This is a genomic window from Fibrivirga algicola (assembly GCF_011742925.1).
GTDB classification, from domain to species: Bacteria; Bacteroidota; Bacteroidia; order Cytophagales; family Spirosomataceae; genus Fibrella; species Fibrella algicola.
In genome coordinates, this window is sequence record NZ_WAEL01000004.1 from 48,310 (window position 1) to 68,315 (window position 20,006).

The window sequence follows — 20,006 nt, forward strand, 5'->3', positions numbered from 1 at the left end:
CCTGTATGCGCCTTTTTTGCCTGATACTCTTCTTGCTGACTACTGGCTTTACCGGGCAGGCACAGGGAGTATTGCCCCCCTTTGCCACGCTTAAGCGCACACCTGCTTTACCAACCCCTGCCCGTTCACCCCAAACTCAGACCGCACTTGACCGGGGGAAATCGACGCTGGCTCAACCACCGGAGTTGGGCGCTGGCCCCTGGATCGTGTATGCGGACCGGAATAATATAGCCACGTATCGGTATCCACGACCTAACACCCGCTACAAGCAGATCAATTTTCGGGACGCTTTTTATGTGCTGGACGAAAAAAACGGCTACCTGGAGCTGATAAAATACGATCCTGCTCTGAAGGTAGGTACGTGGTATACCCCCCGGTTGCTGAAGGATCGAAAGTCGGCCGTTGCCTATGGCTGGGCACCTAAATCAGCTTTTCTGACTACCACAAAAGCCCAGACCGACCCCACCGGCAACCAGCCAGCCCTGTACTGCGCCGCCCTCACCAGCGGTAATGTGCTGACAAAACCGACCCCTTTTCTGGCGCATGACACGCTTCGGTTATATACCGAGCCGGGTGGTCAGCAGCCCGTTGGGCGTGGGCTTAAGCTCTACGATCTGGCCTATATCTATAAATTCTCGGATAGTCGCCAGCATGCGCTGGTGGGCCGGTCGCCCTGGTTTCCGGCCGATAGCGTGACCGACCACCTGCTGGGCTGGGCACCCACGGAAGCACTGCAACCCATGGGGAACGGGTTATTCTGGGAGAGTGATAGCCTGTTACCCAACCCGCCTGCTTTTCCGTTCTTTAGCACAGCCGAAGCCGCCTGGCAAAACCGACCTGACTCGTCGCAGAACGGCCCGAACCGAAGCAGCATCCGGTTTGGATCAGTCCCCTGGCAGCAAACTGGCGTTAAGTTTCCGGTGCTCCAGGCCTGTAGCACCAACGGGAAACAAACGGTGTGGCAACTGGGTACGTTATTACCTCTTTTTCAGACCGATAGCGCCGTAATGAACGTAAACGGGCAGCGTCTCACCTACCGGCAATACCAAAACTGGCGTACCCGGTCGCGGCAAGAGAACGTGGTGTACGTCATAGAAGGAACGCGTGCTATGCTGCCCTACTGGGGTGATCTGGTCAATACCGTTCAGGCCACAGCCCTCCTACTGGCCGATTCCACCAATCAGCGGCAAGGCAGCGTCGGCATCGTGATCTACCGGCCCGGCGAGTCGGCGGCGGGCACGCGCACGGGGTACGTCAACAGCTTGCCCATCAGCCGCGATATTGCCCGGTCGGTCGATTTTCTGAGCCGGGCCAGGCCGGTGAACGTACCCAGTTACGAAGGCTACGCCCAACCCGTTCGGTCGGGGCTGGAGCGGGCATTGACTATGCTGGCGGCCCATCCCGGCGAGAACAACGCCATTGTGCTGGTTGGCATTGGTGGCGATACCAGGGATATTTCTCAGTTGAGTGATATCCGAAATGGCTTGCAGGCATCGGAAGCCCGGTTGCTTTCATTTCAGGTAGAGGCACCGGCCGATACTGTAGCCAACAACTATGTGTTGCAGGCCGAACAGCTAGTATTCCAATCGGCAATTGAAGCCAGCCAACCCAAACGCGAACGGCTGGTTAGCCCGGCCCTCGTTGTGCCCCGACCTGGTTACGACCTCACCTACGGCCAGTCGAATATTTATCGGCTCGCGTTCCCCAATGGCAGCATGTCACCGGGTTGGGTGCTTTTCCCCCGCAAGCGGCAACAGTTGCCATTCAGCCTGTTGCATACCGTCACCGACAGCCTGCTCAAGCAAATGCGGTTCGACACGCGCCGCGTTGACGCTGCGTTGAACGAGGCGTTTCAGCACCAGTCACTGTTCAGAAGTCGGTTGAATCCAGTGGTGAACCGGACGCTGAAAGCCCGGCAGGAGCCAACGTTGGCGGGTGTCGATCCGGCCTTATTTGCCCATCGGGCGTACCCCTTCTACGGACAAGCCTACGTGCGTACGGGTGATTCGCTCCCCAATGCCTTCCGGCCCGTCCGCCTGCTTTCGCTGGCTGAATTAAACCGAATCAACCTGTGGGTCAACCACCTGGCGGCTGACGAGCTGGACCCTATGGCCGGGAAAGACCGCCTGAAGCTGATTCGCCGGTACGATGAACTGGCCGAACAGCAGGGCCAGGCGGCAACTGACACTGCTACGATTGCGGACTTGCTCACCACGCTGACCGGCCTCCCCTGTCGGCACCAGCTCCTAAACAGTCTGTCGGTTCGCGCCCTGGCCGACCCCGATCTGGTCAGTGAAGGCGTTTGGCTCCGGTTGCTCTACCTGCTTCGCGAACGCCGCGATTACCTGGCCAGGTTGCCAACGTTCCCGAACAGCCGATTCAACTCGAACGGACACACGTATTACTGGCTCAGCAGCGATCTATTCAACTGACTACCAAGAAGTATACCTAACACCTCCCTTTTAACTATACCGTCACCATGCTTCCTTCATTCCTCCTTTCCGAAGCCGTTCAAACCGCCCTGCACGTCTCACAATCCCTGGCCCGCGAGTACCGAAACGAACGGTATTCGGCGGCACACCTGCTCCGGGCGCTTGTTCACAACGACTCAGCCGGGGCTACGCTGCTGACGTCACTGCACAAAGACGTTCCCTACCTGCGCGAGTGGGCCGAAGTACGAATGGAAGAATCGACACGCGTCGCCATTCCACCCGATGAGCCATCGGGTGATACCTCGGTAGAACGGGTGATGGAGGAAGCCGATGTGGTGCGGGTACGGCTGGGCCTCGACAAAGTGGAGCCTATCTGCGTGCTAACCGCTTTAACCAAACCCGGACTCGGCTTCCCGTCGGAACAACTACGGTCGTTACCCTTGCAGGAGCGCGATCTGCTGGGGCTATACCTCAACGAGATGAAACCCCTGACACCCGGCGATGGGGCCAAAACGGTTACGCTAGAAGGGACCGCCACTCCAGCCACCGCAGCAGAAGGCGCTACGGCCGGGGTATTGCAAAAGTACTGCACTGACAAAACGGCCCTGGCACGGGGCGGGCATTTCGACCCTATTGTCGGCCGCGAACGCGAGTTGCGCATGATGGTAGAGATTCTGGGGCGTCGCAGCAAGCCCAATGTTATGCTCACCGGCGATCCCGGCGTGGGGAAATCGGCCCTGATTGATGGTCTGGCCCAGCTGCTTATTACCGGGCTGGTGCCTGGCTGGCTCAAAGGTGCGACCCTGCTCGAACTGGACCCCGGTGCTCTGCTGGCGGGCGCTTCGTACAAAGGAGAAGTAGAAGACCGCCTCAAAAACGTGATACGCGAAGTGAAAGCCTTTGAGAAATGCATTCTCTTTATCGACGAGATCCACGTGCTGCTTGACCCGAAAGGGGGCGCAGGGGGTGGCGCGGCTAATCTGCTCAAACCGGAACTGGCGCGGGGTGAACTTACCCTGATCGGAGCCACCACACGTGACGAATTTCGTAAGCTGATCGAACCCGACCAGGCACTGAGCCGCCGCTTTGAGTTGTTGAATGTAGACGAACCGCCCGTCAATGTGGCTGAACGAATGATTCGTGGCCTAGTTGGGCTGTACGAAAAGCACCACCAGCTTACCGTCGACTCCGATGTAGTACCCGAATGCGTTCGGCTGGCTAAACGATACGTAAAAGATCGCCGCCTACCCGATGCCGCGCTCGACCTGCTCGACCGGACCATGGCGGCCATCCGTACGGTTACCGAATTGGCCGGCTCTGACCTGAGCCAGTTTGACAAAGCACTGACCGAGATCAATGAAAGCGAGTTGAGCCCGGAAGAACGCCTCGATGATTACCGCTGGTTCGATCAACAGCTACAGCAGCAAATCAGTCCCGTTTTGATGGGGCAATGGGAAGACCCCGTTGATCCTACCGAGCTGGTTACGCCCGACACCTACCTACCTTACCTGACTGCCAAGCTGACCCGCCTCCACGAATTGGCCGACGCCCGGCAGGCACACGTCACCAAAACCGATCTGGCCGCCGTGGTGGCCTACAAAACTGGGATCCCGATGGGTAAGGTACAGGAACGCGAAAAAGAGAAATTGCTGGCAATGGAAGATCACCTCCGGCAGCGGGTGGTGGGACAGGACCACGCTCTCAAAGCCCTTTCCGACGCGATTCTTGAATCAAGATCGGGGTTACAAAAGGCCGGTCAGCCCATTGGCACGTTCTTTTTACTGGGCCCAACCGGCACGGGTAAAACCGAACTGTCGAAATCACTGGCCGATTTTCTGTTCAACGACGAGCACGCCATGATCCGCTTCGATATGTCGGAGTTTAAAGAAGAACATGCCGCTGCATTGCTGTATGGTGCCCCTCCCGGGTACGTTGGCTACGAGGAAGGGGGCTTGCTGGTTAACCGAATCCGGCAGCAGCCCTATGCGGTGGTCCTCTTCGACGAAATTGAGAAAGCCCACTCCTCAATATTCGACGTGTTTCTCCAGATCATGGACGAAGGTCGACTACACGATAAGCTTGGCAAAGAAGGTGACTTCTCGAACGCTCTGCTCATTTTCACGTCCAACATTGGGAGCGAATGGATCAGTCAGGAATTCCAGCAGGGACGCCTTCCCAGCTCGCAACAACTGATGGAACGCATGAGCGGTAAGTTCAGACCCGAATTTCTGGCGCGCATCACCGAGATCGTTCCTTTCAGCCCCATCACCGAGCAGCACGTACTACACATCTTTGATATTCAGCTACGCCAGCTGACCGATAGCCTGCATCGGCAGGGCATCCGGCTCGAACTCGATGCGGCGGCTCGTCAGCAACTTGCTTTCAGTGGCTACACCCCGCAATATGGCGCTCGCCCGCTGGCTGGTGTGATCCGCAATCGACTGCGGCGCCCTATCTCCCGAATGATCATTGCCGGTCAAATCCATGCCGGGGAGTGGCTGCGTGTCACCGCTCGACCCGATGGAGAACTGAGTTGGCAGGTGGTGAAAGACCCCGAAATACCCGACCTGGTGCAGGCCGGACAGATTGAATGGCTGATACCGACAAAAGCGTAACTGTCAAGTCTGGCAAAATCTTTTCCTGAGATATTTACTGGACGTATCAATATTTTACCATTTAATATATTTGGAAACATTAAATATACTGAATGGTAGACACGTCAAGATAGTGTGTTGCAGTACGTTGGTAGGGAATATAGATTTAACCTGTATTTCAACAATTTAACAGTCACTGCTATGTTTAACTATGAGATTGGCGGGAACGAGATCAAGCCGATGGCCTCGGAAGGCATTGCCGATATTCCGTTCAACCGAACCCTGCTGGCCCTGCAACTCACCGACAACGAACCGGTCACTCCCGAGCTGGTTACGGGCCTGAAAACGGTAGAGGATGTCTTCAATCGCTACCAACCCAACGTAAATGTTGAGTTTGAAGATGAGAACGGCACGCCCGTACAAGAGAATCTGAAGTTTGGTAGCATTGCTGACTTCCGCGCTAAGTCGCTTAGCCTGCAAAGCCCATTCCTGCGCTCGCTCGACGGTCAGTACAGCGAGTACACCCAGATCAGCCGTCGGTTGAAAGGGCACCGGATCCTGCAAACGGCACTCGATAATCCTGATGCGAAAGCGGCCCTTGTGTCGGCATTGAAAGCCCTTGTCAGCGAGCTGGACGCCGCCGACACCGAGTAATCCCTTATATCTGATCTTCCCCAATCGTTAACGGTTAAACTATTCCTGCCTCATGGCAAAAGAACAAAAAGCAGCATCGGCTGACGAAGCTGCACACGCCGAGGTGGCCGTTGCCACCCCCTCAACCGGTCTTCCCGGCTTAAATGCCCTGGCGGCATACGGCGGCTTCCCGTTCGTTGAAAGCTTCATCGACGGCATTCAGAACATTAGTCCTGAGCGAAAAGCCCGCAAAAACATCTTCATGACCGACGAGAACAAGAAGGTGGAGCGGATGATGCTGAAGCAGAAGCTGAACCTCTGGATCGAACTCCTCGAGTCGAGCAATAACCAGACGGAAATGCTGGAAAAAACGGAAGAGAAAGCAAACCTGTCGAATGCGCAGCTCCGCAAAAATCTACTCCGTGCCCTCAATAGCACCCGCGAGCTGGAACGCAGCTACCGCGCGCTGTCGCTGTTCTACAAAAATACCGACCTCGACAAGGTGCCGAACGTAACGGTGCTGAATGCCTCGCTGGCTCAGCTAACCGACCTCGACAACCCGATATTTATTGACCACGTTGCCGCTGAATTTAAGCAGAATTACGACCGCCTAGACCTGCGCTCCAACTACTCGTTGCTGGTAGTGCCCGGTTTCATGCGGACCAACGGCATCCTGGATAAATGGGCCCGGCTGGCGCACAACAACAAGGTGATGCTCATTACTGACTTTGCCGACCTGGAGTCGCCGGAGGATACAATTGAGCTCTTCAGCACGGCCAACATGAGCAGCGGTGACCTGCACAGCTCTAATGTGATCATGGCCTGTAACTGGATGGTGGGCCGGGGTAAGGTAGCTGAGGTTGGCGAAACCGACAACCTGTATGTACCACCCTCGGCGGCACTGGCCGGCAAGATCTACTACACGCTGATGTCGCAGGTGACAGCGGGTAAGAAGCACGGCGGTATGAACGAAGTGGACGGGGTACGTTTCCCGCTGAAGAAAAGCGAAATCTCGCATCTGGAGCGGCTGGGTCTGGTGCCCATGGTGTTCGAGTACGGAAAAGTGATGGCGTTCTCGGCCAAAACCCTGTTCAACGGCGACAACCCGGGTTTGCAAACTTACTCGGTAGTGCGGGTATTCGACCACGTGGTGAAAGTGTTGTTCGACTTCCTGAACCGCCGGGCGTTCGAAAACTGGACACCTCGTATGGAAGCCGATCTGCGCCGTCAGATCGTGCAGTTTCTCGATGGTATCATGGGGCCCGACCGGTTGATCGAGAAGCACAGCATCATGCGTTTCGAACGCGATAAGCACATCAAAGACCTGATTCACCTCGATCTGTTCATCAAACCCTATTTCCCAGCCAAGAGCTTCGTTATTCGTCTCGACGGACGCCGGGGCGACGACGTAGACAGCCCGGAGTGGGTATCTGACTACGGCGTAATGGCCTAACAAATAACCTATTCACTTTAACTTTTATAAAAAAATGGCAAAAGCAGTTTTAGATATCGCCGGCACAAAGTACGACGTTCTGTCGTATAGCATTGGATACAATCGTGGTGTAGACAGCAAAGGTCGTCCCGGTGGTAACGTACAGGGTGGTGAGTTGAACATGACCATCGACGCGCCTTACACCACCGATCTGGCCGTTCAGATGGTGAACAAGGGGCATATTCCCATTCCCACGGGTACCATCACGATCAGCAAGAGCGAAGAGGATGGCGGCAAGCTGAAAGATATCGTCTTCACCGATGGTTTCCTGACGGGTTATAGCGAGAGCTTCTCGGCATTCGGAGGCGACAATATTACACTTGGCATCACGGTACACGCCCAGAAAATTAAGAACGGTGAAGCTGAGCAGGTGAATGACTGGCCGGTAGATACGTTCAAATAGACCGCGAATTACTCCCTTTCAGTTACCCCAATGACCCAGCCTTTCATTTCCCGCCTGACCGCCTTGTGGTTCCTGGTTGGTATTTGGTGGGCTGGGTCAGCGGCGGTACACCTGTTGTATATTAAGCGGGTGGGTCAGCAGTTGGTAGAGCCGTTACCGCCTCTCCTGCTTCAGCACGGCACCGACTGGCAAACTACGTTTCCAGGCGCTTTATTTAGCCGGGCGGGCAGCGAGCTAAGCCAGTCGTCTGCTACCGGTATTGACCGGCTTAGTCTTTATCTGCTTGCCAATCCGGGTCTAGCCATTGCCATTACGGGTCAGTATACCCTCGATGAAGCCTCCGCCACGGTAGCTCCCGACCTGGGTAAAGCCCGCGCCCAGGCCTTGTCTGAGCGTTTACTAGCTCATGGTGTTGGGGCGGGACAGGTACAAATGGGCAGCGAGCGAGTACCGGGCCTCAGGTATGTGGCGGATTCAACGGGTGGTTTAACGCTTGTTTTCGCAAAAGCGTCGCCAACCACAGCCCGTTCACTGGCCGATGCCCAGCGGTATATCGATCTCTTTCACCCTATGGAGTTGTACTTCGAGAGCGGTCAGACCACCTTTATTCGTACCGCAGAAACCGACAAATTTATGGCCGATGCGGTAACGTACCTGCGCCAGCCACGGGGACCAGCATTGCGCGTTACGGGCCATACCGACAGTGTGGGTTCGTTGCAGGCCAACCAGCGATTATCGGCCCGGCGGGCGGCGGCGGTCCGTCAGTTTCTGGTGAGAGCGGGTGCCAAAGCCAGCCGTATTCTTCCGCAGGGACGTGGTGCCACCGAGCCAATTGCCTCGAATGCAACCCCAGAGGGTCGTCTGGCCAACCGACGCGTAACGGTTGTGGTAAAACGGTACTAAATGTTTCAGCTCAATCCTTTTCACCTACTTCATGCCAGCCTGCTGCATTTCCTGATGCTTCAGGGCGCTCTGGTGCTTGGCTATTTCATTGGAAAACAAGTCTACAAACAGCAGCAATTAGCCTTTCTCCAGGAACTGCAGCGCCTTCAACGGCTGATTGACAAACGCCGGAAAGAACGTAGGGCTGAGGTTGATTTAGACAGTCTCCCTGGCAGTGACCGGCTCACCGAGTTGCTGGGCATCACACTGCCCGTTGAACAAATTCTGCACCACACGGGGATTCGTACGTTTGCCCATCTGGCCCGGCAGTCGCCGGCAACAATTCAGCGAATACTGACGGATAACGGCCCACTAATGCACCCGTTTGACCCGGCTACATGGCCAGCACAGGCACGGCTGGCCCATGAAGGGCAGTGGGGTGAGCTACGTGCCTGGCAGGGACGAATGCGCCGGGGCCTGGTCGAAGCCGAACGTACACAATTCTGACGCTCATGAATCCACTTTCGCCCTGGGTGGCCTTCGCCGAAATAAGCCTGCTGCTGTTGGCTGCTTTCCTGATTGGCTATAGCATTGCCTGGGTACGTGCCCGCGCGGCCTTGAGGCGCGTAAAAAACAGCATTCGGGAAGCCAAACGGGATTTAGACGATTTGGAGAACCGCCAGCAACCGGCAGTTCAAGTCGGTAAGTAATACGGAGTCGATCAATACGCTTATCCCTCGTTTACACTTAACCTTTTAACAAAAATGGCAGCGGGATTTGAATTCGCAACCGGCTGGAAAGTATACAGTGATGCACCAATCATGAACGGTGCCCAGCATCCACCCCTCCTACCCAAAGCAGCTGTGTTGCTGACGAGGCCAGGCTGGAAGATGACCGTCGATGGCGACGAAGTTGAATTTGTGGTTGATGCCGTCCCCGAAAACGATTCGGGCGAAACCATCCTTGGCCTGCGGATGGATGAGCTTACTGCCTTCGTCGACCGGATTGTGACGGCCTTCAGAACGATGCGGTCGAGTTGGGCCTTCACTTACCAGACCTGGCGGCCTGGACTGAGCCATAATGCCCGGAATACCCTCATCCTCCGATCTGCTGATCTGAAGTTCCTGTCAGGGGCCTTCTCATTCAACCAGGTCCAGATTCCGTTTGTGATTTACTGTCAGTTGTCAGACATCGATGTTGCAGCCATTCCTCAGGCCAGTTTGGGCTTCAGGCTGGGGCGTATCCGCAACTTGTGGCGATTACTCGGTGACCCAACCACTGCGGCTGCCGATCAGATGTTTAGCCAATGGAAAACAGGCTACGCCCTAACCACCCAGCGGGTAACCTTACACCACGCCGCCATGAGGGATTCGAACTGGCCCACGCATAAACCGAGTGCGGTGATGAGAGGGCTGTTGACCCTCATTTTAACGTACCTGAAACGAGGAATTTCGCCCAATCAAAACAAGATCGGCGCAGTAAAGTATATGTTCGTTATGATGTCGAGAACCAAATTCTCGACGTTGTTTAATCAGTTACCTGCCATCGAACAGGCATACTATCGTCTGCATCCTGATCACTGGGTATCCTATATCTGTACTGATTTGATGACCCTGGTGCACGGTAGAGCGGTTGATCCGGAAGGGCTCATCATCGATTACAAAATAAGTGACCGGGACAATCTGCCTTCCGGGTCAGAAGTCCAGATACCGATAAAACGAAAGAACTGGCTTGTTGGCATGACCCAGAACAGGGACTTGTTCAGCGCCGAAGAAAACCCCGTTGACGCGCTTCACCCCGAAAATATCGCCCATTTCCTGGATAGTAACCCCGGGCTTGGTCATCGGCTTCGCGGACTAGCCGGGCTAGGTAACGTTACGGATACGATCCACTACGGTGGTACTGACCATCAGGGCGTTATTATTGAGTTCAGGGCGCGTCAAGCCATATTGCCCTATCGAAACTGGAAAGACTACGCTTTGCGGATGTATCGTTTTGCGCACAACATCAACACGGGTGATCGCCACACCGTAGTTGACTTCTAACCTCGTGTTAACTGTTTCAGATCAGGTTAGTCAGTTACTCCCAACGGAATAAGGGTTGCGTTATCCATATCCGACGGCGCTTTCTTTACCTTACCTACTTACTGCTGGTTTCGCCGAAGGTACCGGCAATCAAGCAAAGCCTACCTTAATATATACAGCAGATTATCAGCATATTACAACGAATAAGCGTCCGATTTTCAGTATATACATGCCTAAGCAAGCCCTTACCTCAATACCAGATTCAAGGCTACAAGTGTCTATTTTTTACATTTATTATGCTTGAGCGTTCTCTGCCGATGTAAAACGGCGTGGTTGTTGATATAATCGAATCTGTACGATTTTGCTACATAGAGGTGTACTTCTACGTAAGCACTTCTTCGGTATGCCTGTAGCACGGTTTCCGATGCGCCAGGTACAGCATTCGTTATAATCAGTTATGTCAACCACCGTTTTTACTGCAGTAGACCTATGCAACAGATTTATCAGATCTTACAGTCATACTACAACTTTCAGGCAGCTGTTTTACGATCTATGGCCTTTGAATCAATGTCTAAGGCTGAATTTGGCCGGATTACCGGCCTTTACGGTAACTCAAAACTTCGTCGTCAGCAAAACCCGGACCTATGGAAGCCAACCGAGATCTACGCGTTTGCGGTGAAACTCAACCTGTGGGACGGCGTGTCCAGACGGTTAACAAATCTGGCAATTTCTATTGCTAATTTGCCTGAGCCAGAAAAAAAGCCCTTGCTGAAGGCAGCCATGCTTACGCAGGATAAACTGCACGAGCGCCTGCAAAACCCGGATTCCTGGCAAGCAAACGAACTGGTCAAGATAAAGGATTGGTGTCGCCGCGCTGAAGTGCATTTCTCGGGTGGACAAACTACTGGCACTACGGCATCGTTCCGGGCAACTTACTGATCGTAAGCAACGTGTACCACCGGCTGTTGACTAAGAAGCACTACCTCTAGTCGAGTACGCTCCAACCGCGACGGATGGCCGGGCGGTCACCCGCTTCTTCCCGGACGACAATATTGTCTTTCCGCTGACCAATGTATTCGAGCGTGCTCAGCTTGTTCCAGAGGCGGGTCATCACTTCCAGGAATGTTTCAACACGCTGCATAGCCTCGCCAATCCGATTGTGGTTGTAATCCAGTTCGAGCAGACTAAGTAGCATCCCCTCAAAGTGATTCGGCGTCACATCGGTCCACTCGTAGAAATAATGAAGTAATTCCTCTTTCTCGCGCGTTGGTATGCAATACAGATTGGTATAGACCAAACTGGTAAGGTTGGCAAAATAGTCGAGAATTTTTACTGGTGGGTGTTGATAATCCAGGTTCCGGTACTCAAAAAACAGTTGCCCAAGTGAGTCCAGCAGTTTAACGCATAACATCTGCACGTTTTTGGCAATATCTGATGGCTGATGCCGGTCGAATACCTTCCTGACAATCTTAAACGAACTGATTTGCAGATCGTTGAGACTCCAGCCAAACGCTTTATAATAGGCCATCAGACGCGGATGACTGGCCAGGCTGGTGCAGGGTGGAATAAATCCTTCTTCGACAATGTACCTACCCTCCCGGCAAACTACCCGGCCGATGGTCAGGTAATGCTGCCCTAGTTCATCAGCATTCAGTTGGGCCGTCGGGATAGCTTGTAGCTGATAATGTGTGTCGGTAAACGGATGTCTCAGGGGCGACTCTTCGGGATCGGGCTCACCCATGGGCACCCGCTCGAAAGGATTTACCAGCAGCACAATGTCATACGGTGGCCGATCGACATCATCTAGCTCGGTTTCTACGGCAAAAGAAGCCGTCAGCGTCCGAAAACGCAGAACCTCCGGATTGATGGCCACCCGACACCCGCCCGACGTGATGGCGTTACACCGAAGTAGACGCACCTCGACATGGTTGCCGATCTTCTCCAGGATTTCAATCTCGTTCGACGATACACTGCCTCGCTCGGGTGGCAGTAGACCGTAGTTATAATTGGTCAGAAACAGAGATAGTGCGTCCCGGACCATATCCTGAACGTTCTGATCGGTATCCAAGAAATGGCTTTGCGAAAGCTTCATCCCATTTACCCAGTTAACGGGGTGGTAGGTGCGGGCAACGAGCATCGGAAAAAGGGCTAAGTTGGTAAATAGCGGATAAAGACAAGGCTACGCAGATTGTTGGTGGACCTCTACCCGTTTGGCCTGGATGGTGTGCCGTTCGTTTAGTCGGTTCTTTGCCACACTCACATCAAAATCAATATACCGTCGCAGGCTAAACAGCGATGGACGCACATAATAAAACAGCCAACCATATGTTACCTTATCTGGCGTCTCGGTAATGATTGGATCGTTCGGAAACTTGTAATTATAGTCGTCAATAAACTTTTGAAACCAGAGTCCGAAAGACAGTTCCTGAGTGGCCCGTGCCTTTACTTTTACGGGGCCTTCGGTCAGGTTAGCCGGGTCTTTTCGCAGTTCCACTTCCAGGATCATAAGCCGGTAATAATCCACCCCCTCAAATTCGATTTCTCTGGCCTGTCGTGGGTAATACCATACTTTGTGCACTTCATTGGGTATAGCGAGCATGGCATCATAGGTGCGGGCAAACACGAGCGGTACAGCGAAAGGAATGACACAGGTGGCCGCCCAGAAGCCGTACTTAAGCGTGCTGAAGTAATTGAACACCCACCCAAACGCGTAGCCGCCCATCAGCAGGATGAGAATGGTTAACAGACTGACAAAGAGCGGCTCTGTACGATGTTCATCGCCCATCAGCGAGCGCAACTGCCGCACATACAACATCCCTTCGACCAAAAACACAACGGCCATCAGCAAATAATAAAGTGGCATAAACCACAGATCGATCATGCCGAACAACCCTGCCAGCGCCATTGGAAGCGTAAACTGCGCTACGCTGATCAACAACTTACGACCACTCAGTAGAGCCTTCTTCTGGTTGATAGCAGCCAGTATCGTAGCCATTACCAACGTGGCGATGGGTATCAGCAGGTACGTCAGGAAAAATTGAACTGGAGACCCCATACTCGTTAACCGCCTATCATCACGGTTGGTAATCCAGAGACAATGACGCCTCCATGCGCAGTATTGTCCCCCATTCGTGCCGCCGGACGACCCGAGATAAGCACTGTAGCCGACCCTTTGATGATTGCCGCCGGTGGACCCACACAGACAGACATGTCACCCAGGCAGGCAGCAGGCAGTTTACCAATGAGCACTGTTGGTGCGCCTGGGCCAGATATAGGCCCACCAACATGCGGTACCGGGCCGGTTGTCATGGGGCATGTGGTCAGATCAGTTAATCGGGCAGCTGGTGGCATTGCAGCGGGTCTGTTAAGACATAAAGCGTAAGAGGAAGTGTAACGTATTGTTCATTTACGTATTCAGCAAGTTAAATAGTTAGTTTATTTGTATCTCAAATATTTACTAGACGCGCTACACTTCGCCTGTCTGAAAGCCCTTGGACCGGGTACTGTCTCCCGTTGATAAGTCTACAGCTGTTAACGAGGGTACCGTTAGATTATAAAAACGGGAGATTTTATAGAAATTTACCGAATAGTCCTTTTATTATATAGCTTTACTTATCCTTCCTCTTTTTAAAATAATCGTCCAACTTACAGCCATAGTAAGGGCAACTTGTCATGACGGCTACTCAACAACCCACAGAACGATTCTCGCTTTATCAGCACGAACATCAACAGTGGTTACAGGCACTTGCCCTGTACTCAGATCAGGAATCGTATTTCAACTCCCTGTTGTCGTATGTATGTGACAGCACGGCCGACTACGAGATTGTGAGTCGTTCCGGTTCATTTCGCCAGTGGTTCACTGGTTTACGGTCACAGATGGCCCAACTTACCGAGCTGATCGAAATGGAGGAACAATCGACGGCTAAAGGGATCCCCAACTGGCAGCGTCGCCAAGAGATCGACGAGCGGCACCGGCGCATGCGGAGTGGCTACCAGATGCTGGAACAGCAGTTCATCACTGTCCGTCAGCAGTTCTACGCGTTCATTACCCCCTACGTACAATAAGCAATCCGGGCTTAACTTGCCCCGATATGCTGACAGCTACCCATCTTTCCAAATCGTTTGCCGACCTGCCTGCCGTTCGAAATGTGTCACTGACACTGGCCGCCGGACAGATTATGGCCCTCGTAGGCGCCAGCGGCTCCGGTAAAAGCACCCTGCTGAACCTGATTGCCGCGCTGCTCGACCCCGACCGGGGCGAAGTCCGGCTGGACGGTGAGCGCATTGCCGGCCCTAAGGACGTGCTGGTAGCCGGGCACCCACAGATTCGGGTGGTGCCGCAGGAATATCAACTGATGCCGAACGTCTCTATTCGTGAAAACATCAACTACGCCCTTCGCTTCTACGAACGTACCTACCGAACCGCCCGCGTTGATGAACTACTGAAGCTCTGTCGGCTGGAATCGGTGCAACACCACAAACCGCGCGAAGCATCGGGCGGCGAAAAGCAGCGTACGGCCATTGCCCGCGCCATTGCCGAACCCGCCCGCGTGTTGCTGCTCGACGAGCCGTTTAGCCACCTTGACTTACCCAACCGGCTTATTATTCGCGACTTACTGTTCGAACTGGTTCGGCAGCCTACGGGTTCGCAACCTCCACCTGCCTGCCTTTTTGTGACCCACGATGCCACCGACGCCCTATCTATTGCCGACCAGATCGGTATTATCCAGCAAGGGCAATTGAAGCAGGTAGGCACGCCCCGCGAAGTGTATTTTACCCCTAAAACCATTTACGCCGCCCGGATGACCGGGCCGGTAAACACCATACGGGGTAAACACCTGGCCGCGCTCGGCTTACCCCCCGTCAGTGACCCCGAAGCCTATTTCGGCCTCCGCCCCGAGCATATCAGTCTAACCAGTGATGGGACCGTGATGGGTGAAGTAAAGGGCGTATTTTTTCAGGGACGGCAAAGCGAGCTGGATGTAAAGATTAACCGGTACGTCTCCCTTCGCCTGCTAACCGAACGCGACGATGTGCAGATTGGCGATGAGGTACGTATGTGCCTAGCCGGTGACCGACTTATGCCCATAGGCTAATGTTAAGATTGGTCGTTTGGGTTGAATCGCTTAACTTTCCCTTTATACACTAATTAGGAAACTATGCCCGAATTCACGCTTGGGATTGAAGAAGAATTCCAGACCATTGATCCCGAAACCCGCGAGCTCCGCTCGCACATGTCGAAACTTGTTGATGGTGGGCAGATAATCCTTCAGGAACGTGTTAAGGCTGAAATGCACCAGGCTGTTGTGGAAGTGGGCACCAATATTTGTCACAACATCCAGGAGGCCCGGCAGGAAGTAACCTTTCTCCGGCGCGAGATAATCGAGCTGGCCGATCGGCAAAACCTACACGTCGCCTCGGCGGGCACACACCCTTTTTCTGATTGGCAACACCAGCTTATCACGCCCAACGAACGGTATGACCGGCTTATCGAAGAAATGCGCGATGTGGCCCGTTCCAACCTGATATTTGGCATGCACGTGCACGTCGGTATCGCCAGCCGCAATGAAGGCATTCAGATTATGAATGCTGTACGGTATTTTTTGCCGCACATCTACGCGCTGTCGACCAACTCACCGTTCTGGTGCGGTCGTAATACCGGTTTTAAGTCGTACCGTTCCAAAGTGTTCGACAAATTTCCCCGCACCGGTATTCCCGACTATTTCAGCAGCGCCGCCGAGTACGACGAATACATTGCCCTGCTGGTAAAAACGGGCTGTATCGACAATGGCAAGAAGATCTGGTGGGATATCCGCCTTCACCCCTTCTTCGATACCATCGAGTTCCGGATCTGCGACGTACCCATGCGAGTCGACGAAACGATTTGTCTGGCGGCCATCATGCAGGCGCTGGTGGCAAAGATTTATAAGCTACAGCGAGCTAACCTCAATTTTCGCCCCTATCGCCGGGTGCTGATTGCCGAGAACAAATGGCGGGCAGCCCGATACGGCATTGAAGGAAAACTGATCGATTTTGGCAAGCAGGAAGAAGTGCCAACCCACCAGTTGATCTACGAATTGCTGGAGTTTGTCGATGATGTTGTTGACGAATTGGGTAGCCGTGAAGAATGTGCGTATGTGCATGAAATAATCAAGAATGGCACTGGTGCCGACCGTCAGCTGGCCGTCTACAATGAGACCAATGACCTTAAAGCAGTCGTTGATTACATCGTGCGGGAAACTTCATTCGGCGTCAGGTAGTTAGAGTCTATACGATGAAAATTGCCATTTTAGATATGTACGACAACGTAGCCAACGAAGGCATGCGTTGTATTTTACACGCCATTCAGACGGTAGCAACTACCGACGGTGTGTCATTACCTTACACGGTTTTTAACGTTCGGGCCAACAATGAACTGCCCGATCTGTCATACGACGCGTATATTTCGACGGGTGGCCCGGGCATTCCCCTTCCATTAGGTGAGGCCTGGGAAATTCCGTATTTCGAGCTGATCGACTCCATTTTTGAACACAACCTTACGCACGAGTCTAAGAAGCATCTGTTTCTGATCTGTCATTCGTTTCAGCTAGTGGCAGGGCATATGCACCTGGGTACAATCAGCAGACGAAAATCAACGTCGTTTGGGATTTTCCCAATGCATCGCACTGATGAAGGCATGAATGAGCCTTTGTTCAGCGCACTTGCCGAGCCATTCTACGCTGTCGATTCCCGGGACTACCAGTTGACAGAGCCTAAGATGGACGAATTTGAAGCCCAGGGAGCACGCCTCCTATGTCTCGAAAAAATTCGTCCACACGTCAATCTGGAACGAGCAGTTATGGCGATCCGGTTTACCGATGAAATTATTGGCACGCAGTTTCACCCTGAGGCCGATGACGAGGGGATGCTTCGTTATTTTTTGCAGGAAGAGAAACGTACCCAGATAATTGCCAACTACGGTCAGGCTAAATACGACGAGATGGTTGCTTACCTGCAAGATCCGCAGAAGATCGCCCTAACTGAATCGGTCATTCTACCCGGTTTTCTGCGGCACGCCATCCGGGAGTTTTCCCTTGCTTAACGTAAACAGGTTACTTCGGGATAGCATTACCGGCCTTTTTAGTGCTACATGCCCGATCTCCTGGTGAAAAGTGTACTTCATTACCCACAGCAGGGTTATCGATACTGTTATGATTGACTCCATCCGCACTGCCTACAACGCGCAATTCAGCCCTGATCGCTACGAGGCGTTCCTGAATCATATTCACGCCGCCCACCCGGGCCAGCTGGATTTCAGAGTAGCCGAAACACCGGTGTTTGTGCCCAGGCAGCTTACCGAAAAAATGCTGATCGCCTGTGATGATATCGTTCGTACGATTACGCAGCCTGACTTTAAGCAGAAAACGGAAGCAGCTATTCCGGCCGATCAGTACGTACCCGGCGAACGAACAGGGAGCCACACCACCTTCATGGCGGTCGATTTCGCCGTGTGCCGGGATGCGGAAACGGGTGAGCTTGAGCCACAGTTAATCGAACTTCAGGGTTTTCCGTCTCTCTACGGTTTTCAGCCCTATCTGTCAGATAGTTTCAGGGCGCATTTTACCATACCCGAAACCGTCAGCCATTTATTTGGGGTGGCAACAAACGCCGATTACATTGCCCAGCTGCGCGAGCTGATCGTTGGCGATTGTGACCCTGAAGAAGTGATCTTACTGGAAATTTATCCGGAAAAACAGAAAACCCGCATCGATTTTGCCCTGACGAAACAGTACATTGGCATTGACGCTGTTTGCCTGACCAAGATCCGAAAGCGGGGACGCCAGCTGTTTTACGAAAAAGACGGACGAGAAATTACCATTCGCCGCATCTACAATCGCCTGATTTTTGACGAACTGACCGCCATGCCCGATCTGAAAACGGAGTTCAGGCTCACAGACGACGTGGATGTAGACTGGGTCGGTCACCCAAACTGGTTTTTCCGGATCAGCAAATTTACCCTGCCGTTGATAGACAGCCCATACGTACCCAAAAGCCATTACCTCAGCGATCTCACAGACTCAGAAGGCGGCGTACCATCCGATCTGGAAAATTACGTCTTGAAACCGCTCTTCTCGTTTGCAGGTAGCGGCGTGAAAATTAACGTCACGGCAACTGACATTGACGCCATTCCTGAGTCGGAGCGCGGCAACTATCTGTTACAGCGAAAAGTACGCTATGAGCCGGTTATCACGGCCCCCGATGGTCAGGTAAAATGCGAAATCCGCCTGCTCTTTATCTGGCCCGATAATGAGGACAAGCCCCAATTGATCACCAATTTAGCTCGATTAAGCCGGGGTGAGATGATCGGTGTGCGCTTTAACAAAGACTTTGATTGGGTAGGTGGCACCATTGCTTATTTCGAACGCTAGTTACCTTCCCAGGCGTATCTGGTAGCTAACAGATGGGAGGATGAATAGAGACGAACTCGACGTAATTCCGTCGGGACCAAACGGTATGTTTAATGAGAGGTCGAACGAGTGACGTGCCCGATCGAACCGAATACCTGCCCCTAACTTTCCCAGCGACAATCCGTATCGTTCGACGATGACTAAGTTTTCGGTGATAAAAGAAAGTGATGGCCGTAATTTCCGAACTACACTGACTGATATTAGCTGGCCGAACGAGTCGGCACTGGTACCAGACCCCACGCCCACTGTTACGTTGTTTTGCGAGTCGCCAACCGACACGATGCCTTGCAGAAGGCCCGTCGAAGCGGTACGGTTAAAGAGTGATCCATACACAAGCTGGGCCTGGACACCGACGCGAATCCGGGGCGAAAGGGGAAGTGATACTTTCGTTGACAGTGAGCCAAACAGGCTGGGCAAGAACGTAAAGAAACTTGCACCAATGCTCCAGTTATCAGTCAGTCCCACATCGAACTGGCTAACATAGACGAACGAGTTTCGATAATATACACGTCCGCGCTCTGCCTGATAAGCCGTTGGCAAGAAATTCAGGTATTGCGGAAAAATATTCGGATTGGTCATCGACCCACCAGTACGAACATTGGTCGACGTACGGGCCGAGGTAACACGCTCCATACGAATCACCTGATCGGCAGGTACGTATACAGTGCCGATGGTCGTCGTTTTGAGTACTACCCGGCTGGCATCCTGGCTGAGGACTTCCCCGTTCAACGTTGTCCCATCAGCAAGTGTGACCACATACTGGCTGGGCGACACTGTACTCTGTGCAGGCTGTGACGCTAGCGCAGCCCCGTACCCTGGCTGCTGAATATACATCAGCGAATCACCGGTTACGGGGGCAATATTACTGATCCGCCCAAACAACTCTTTCTCTACATACGTGAGTTGCCCGTTTCTCATACGTACAGTATAAATCGTACTATCCCGTTTCACAATTCGGCCCTGAATGTGCGAGCCGTCCTTCAACAAAATGAAATACGATTTACCATTGGTTGTATCAACCGGTATCTGCTGGGCATCGACCCGGCTGATAACAGATACCAGCAGAAGAACGAAAAGAAGAACTGTTTTCATCAAGAGC

General features: G+C 53.2%; 19 protein-coding genes. 15 read left to right on the forward strand and 4 right to left on the reverse strand.

The features are described 5' to 3' along the window. Window positions 1–5: 5 nt before the first annotated feature. From tssR to F7231_RS11625, 10 genes are all read left to right on the forward strand, one after another. Window positions 6–2,432 (forward strand): type VI secretion system protein TssR domain-containing protein, encoded by a 2,427-nt coding sequence (gene tssR, locus F7231_RS11580; RefSeq protein ID WP_166692017.1) that lies wholly within the window; start codon window positions 6–8, stop codon window positions 2,430–2,432. A gap of 47 nt (window positions 2,433–2,479) precedes the next feature. Continuing rightward, window positions 2,480–5,047 carry an ATP-dependent Clp protease ATP-binding subunit gene (locus F7231_RS11585; protein WP_166692018.1) on the forward strand — a complete coding sequence of 856 codons (2,568 nt, stop codon included), beginning with the start codon at window positions 2,480–2,482 and terminating at the stop codon, window positions 5,045–5,047. A gap of 180 nt (window positions 5,048–5,227) precedes the next feature. Further along, window positions 5,228–5,680: a hypothetical protein gene (locus tag F7231_RS11590; RefSeq protein WP_085413821.1), complete on the forward strand. Its 453-nt coding sequence runs from the start codon at window positions 5,228–5,230 to the stop codon at window positions 5,678–5,680. 52 nt (window positions 5,681–5,732) lie between these two features. Then, window positions 5,733–7,112 (forward strand): DUF5458 family protein, encoded by a 1,380-nt coding sequence (locus F7231_RS11595; RefSeq protein WP_085413820.1) that lies wholly within the window; start codon window positions 5,733–5,735, stop codon window positions 7,110–7,112. Window positions 7,113–7,146: 34 nt separating this feature from the next. Further along, entirely contained in the window at window positions 7,147–7,554 is a 408-nt protein-coding gene (gene tssD, locus F7231_RS11600) for a type VI secretion system tube protein TssD (RefSeq protein WP_085413819.1), read from the forward strand. 30 nt (window positions 7,555–7,584) lie between these two features. After that, window positions 7,585–8,457: an OmpA family protein gene (locus F7231_RS11605; RefSeq protein WP_166692019.1), complete on the forward strand. Its 873-nt coding sequence runs from the start codon at window positions 7,585–7,587 to the stop codon at window positions 8,455–8,457. After that, window positions 8,458–8,943, forward strand: coding sequence for a hypothetical protein (locus tag F7231_RS11610; protein ID WP_166692020.1), 486 nt, complete (start codon window positions 8,458–8,460; stop codon window positions 8,941–8,943). Between the two features lie 5 nt (window positions 8,944–8,948). Next, window positions 8,949–9,146 (forward strand): LapA family protein, encoded by a 198-nt coding sequence (locus F7231_RS11615; protein ID WP_166692021.1) that lies wholly within the window; start codon window positions 8,949–8,951, stop codon window positions 9,144–9,146. Window positions 9,147–9,200: 54 nt separating this feature from the next. Next, window positions 9,201–10,481, forward strand: a complete 1,281-nt coding sequence (locus F7231_RS11620; RefSeq protein WP_166692022.1) for a hypothetical protein — start codon at window positions 9,201–9,203, stop codon at window positions 10,479–10,481. 531 nt (window positions 10,482–11,012) lie between these two features. Continuing rightward, window positions 11,013–11,399 (forward strand): hypothetical protein, encoded by a 387-nt coding sequence (locus F7231_RS11625; RefSeq protein WP_157510663.1) that lies wholly within the window; start codon window positions 11,013–11,015, stop codon window positions 11,397–11,399. Window positions 11,400–11,445: 46 nt separating this feature from the next. Here the strand turns inward: F7231_RS11625 and F7231_RS11630 are convergent, their stop codons facing one another. Genes F7231_RS11630 through F7231_RS11640 form a run of 3 tightly spaced genes read right to left on the reverse strand, consistent with a single transcriptional unit; the run spans window position 11,446 to window position 13,811 of the window. Continuing rightward, the gene (locus F7231_RS11630) at window positions 11,446–12,597 is read right to left on the reverse strand and encodes a hypothetical protein (RefSeq protein ID WP_085413813.1); all 1,152 of its coding nucleotides are present in this window, start codon (window positions 12,595–12,597) and stop codon (window positions 11,446–11,448) included. A 42-nt stretch (window positions 12,598–12,639) separates the two neighbouring features. Then, window positions 12,640–13,515, reverse strand: coding sequence for a TssN family type VI secretion system protein (locus tag F7231_RS11635; RefSeq protein WP_166692023.1), 876 nt, complete (start codon window positions 13,513–13,515; stop codon window positions 12,640–12,642). A gap of 5 nt (window positions 13,516–13,520) precedes the next feature. Further along, on the reverse strand, window positions 13,521–13,811 hold the full coding sequence (locus F7231_RS11640; RefSeq protein ID WP_085413811.1) for a PAAR domain-containing contractile injection system baseplate protein: 291 nt from the start codon (window positions 13,809–13,811) through the stop codon (window positions 13,521–13,523). Window positions 13,812–14,132: 321 nt separating this feature from the next. Here F7231_RS11640 and F7231_RS11645 point away from each other — a divergent pair, with 321 nt between their 5' ends. From F7231_RS11645 to F7231_RS11665, 5 genes are all read left to right on the forward strand, one after another. Next, window positions 14,133–14,525 carry a hypothetical protein gene (locus F7231_RS11645; RefSeq protein WP_085413810.1) on the forward strand — a complete coding sequence of 131 codons (393 nt, stop codon included), beginning with the start codon at window positions 14,133–14,135 and terminating at the stop codon, window positions 14,523–14,525. 26 nt (window positions 14,526–14,551) lie between these two features. Continuing rightward, window positions 14,552–15,556, forward strand: coding sequence for an ABC transporter ATP-binding protein (locus tag F7231_RS11650; protein ID WP_166692024.1), 1,005 nt, complete (start codon window positions 14,552–14,554; stop codon window positions 15,554–15,556). 63 nt (window positions 15,557–15,619) lie between these two features. Continuing rightward, complete coding sequence (locus F7231_RS11655; protein ID WP_085413808.1) at window positions 15,620–16,720, forward strand: carboxylate-amine ligase; 1,101 nt, start codon at window positions 15,620–15,622, stop codon at window positions 16,718–16,720. Between the two features lie 14 nt (window positions 16,721–16,734). After that, window positions 16,735–17,541, forward strand: a complete 807-nt coding sequence (locus F7231_RS11660) for a type 1 glutamine amidotransferase (protein WP_166692025.1) — start codon at window positions 16,735–16,737, stop codon at window positions 17,539–17,541. A 109-nt stretch (window positions 17,542–17,650) separates the two neighbouring features. Continuing rightward, entirely contained in the window at window positions 17,651–18,868 is a 1,218-nt protein-coding gene (locus F7231_RS11665) for a hypothetical protein (RefSeq protein WP_166692026.1), read from the forward strand. Here F7231_RS11665 and F7231_RS11670 read toward each other — a convergent pair whose 3' ends face one another. Next, entirely contained in the window at window positions 18,869–19,999 is a 1,131-nt protein-coding gene (locus tag F7231_RS11670) for a hypothetical protein (protein ID WP_166692027.1), read from the reverse strand. Window positions 20,000–20,006: the final 7 nt, after the last annotated feature.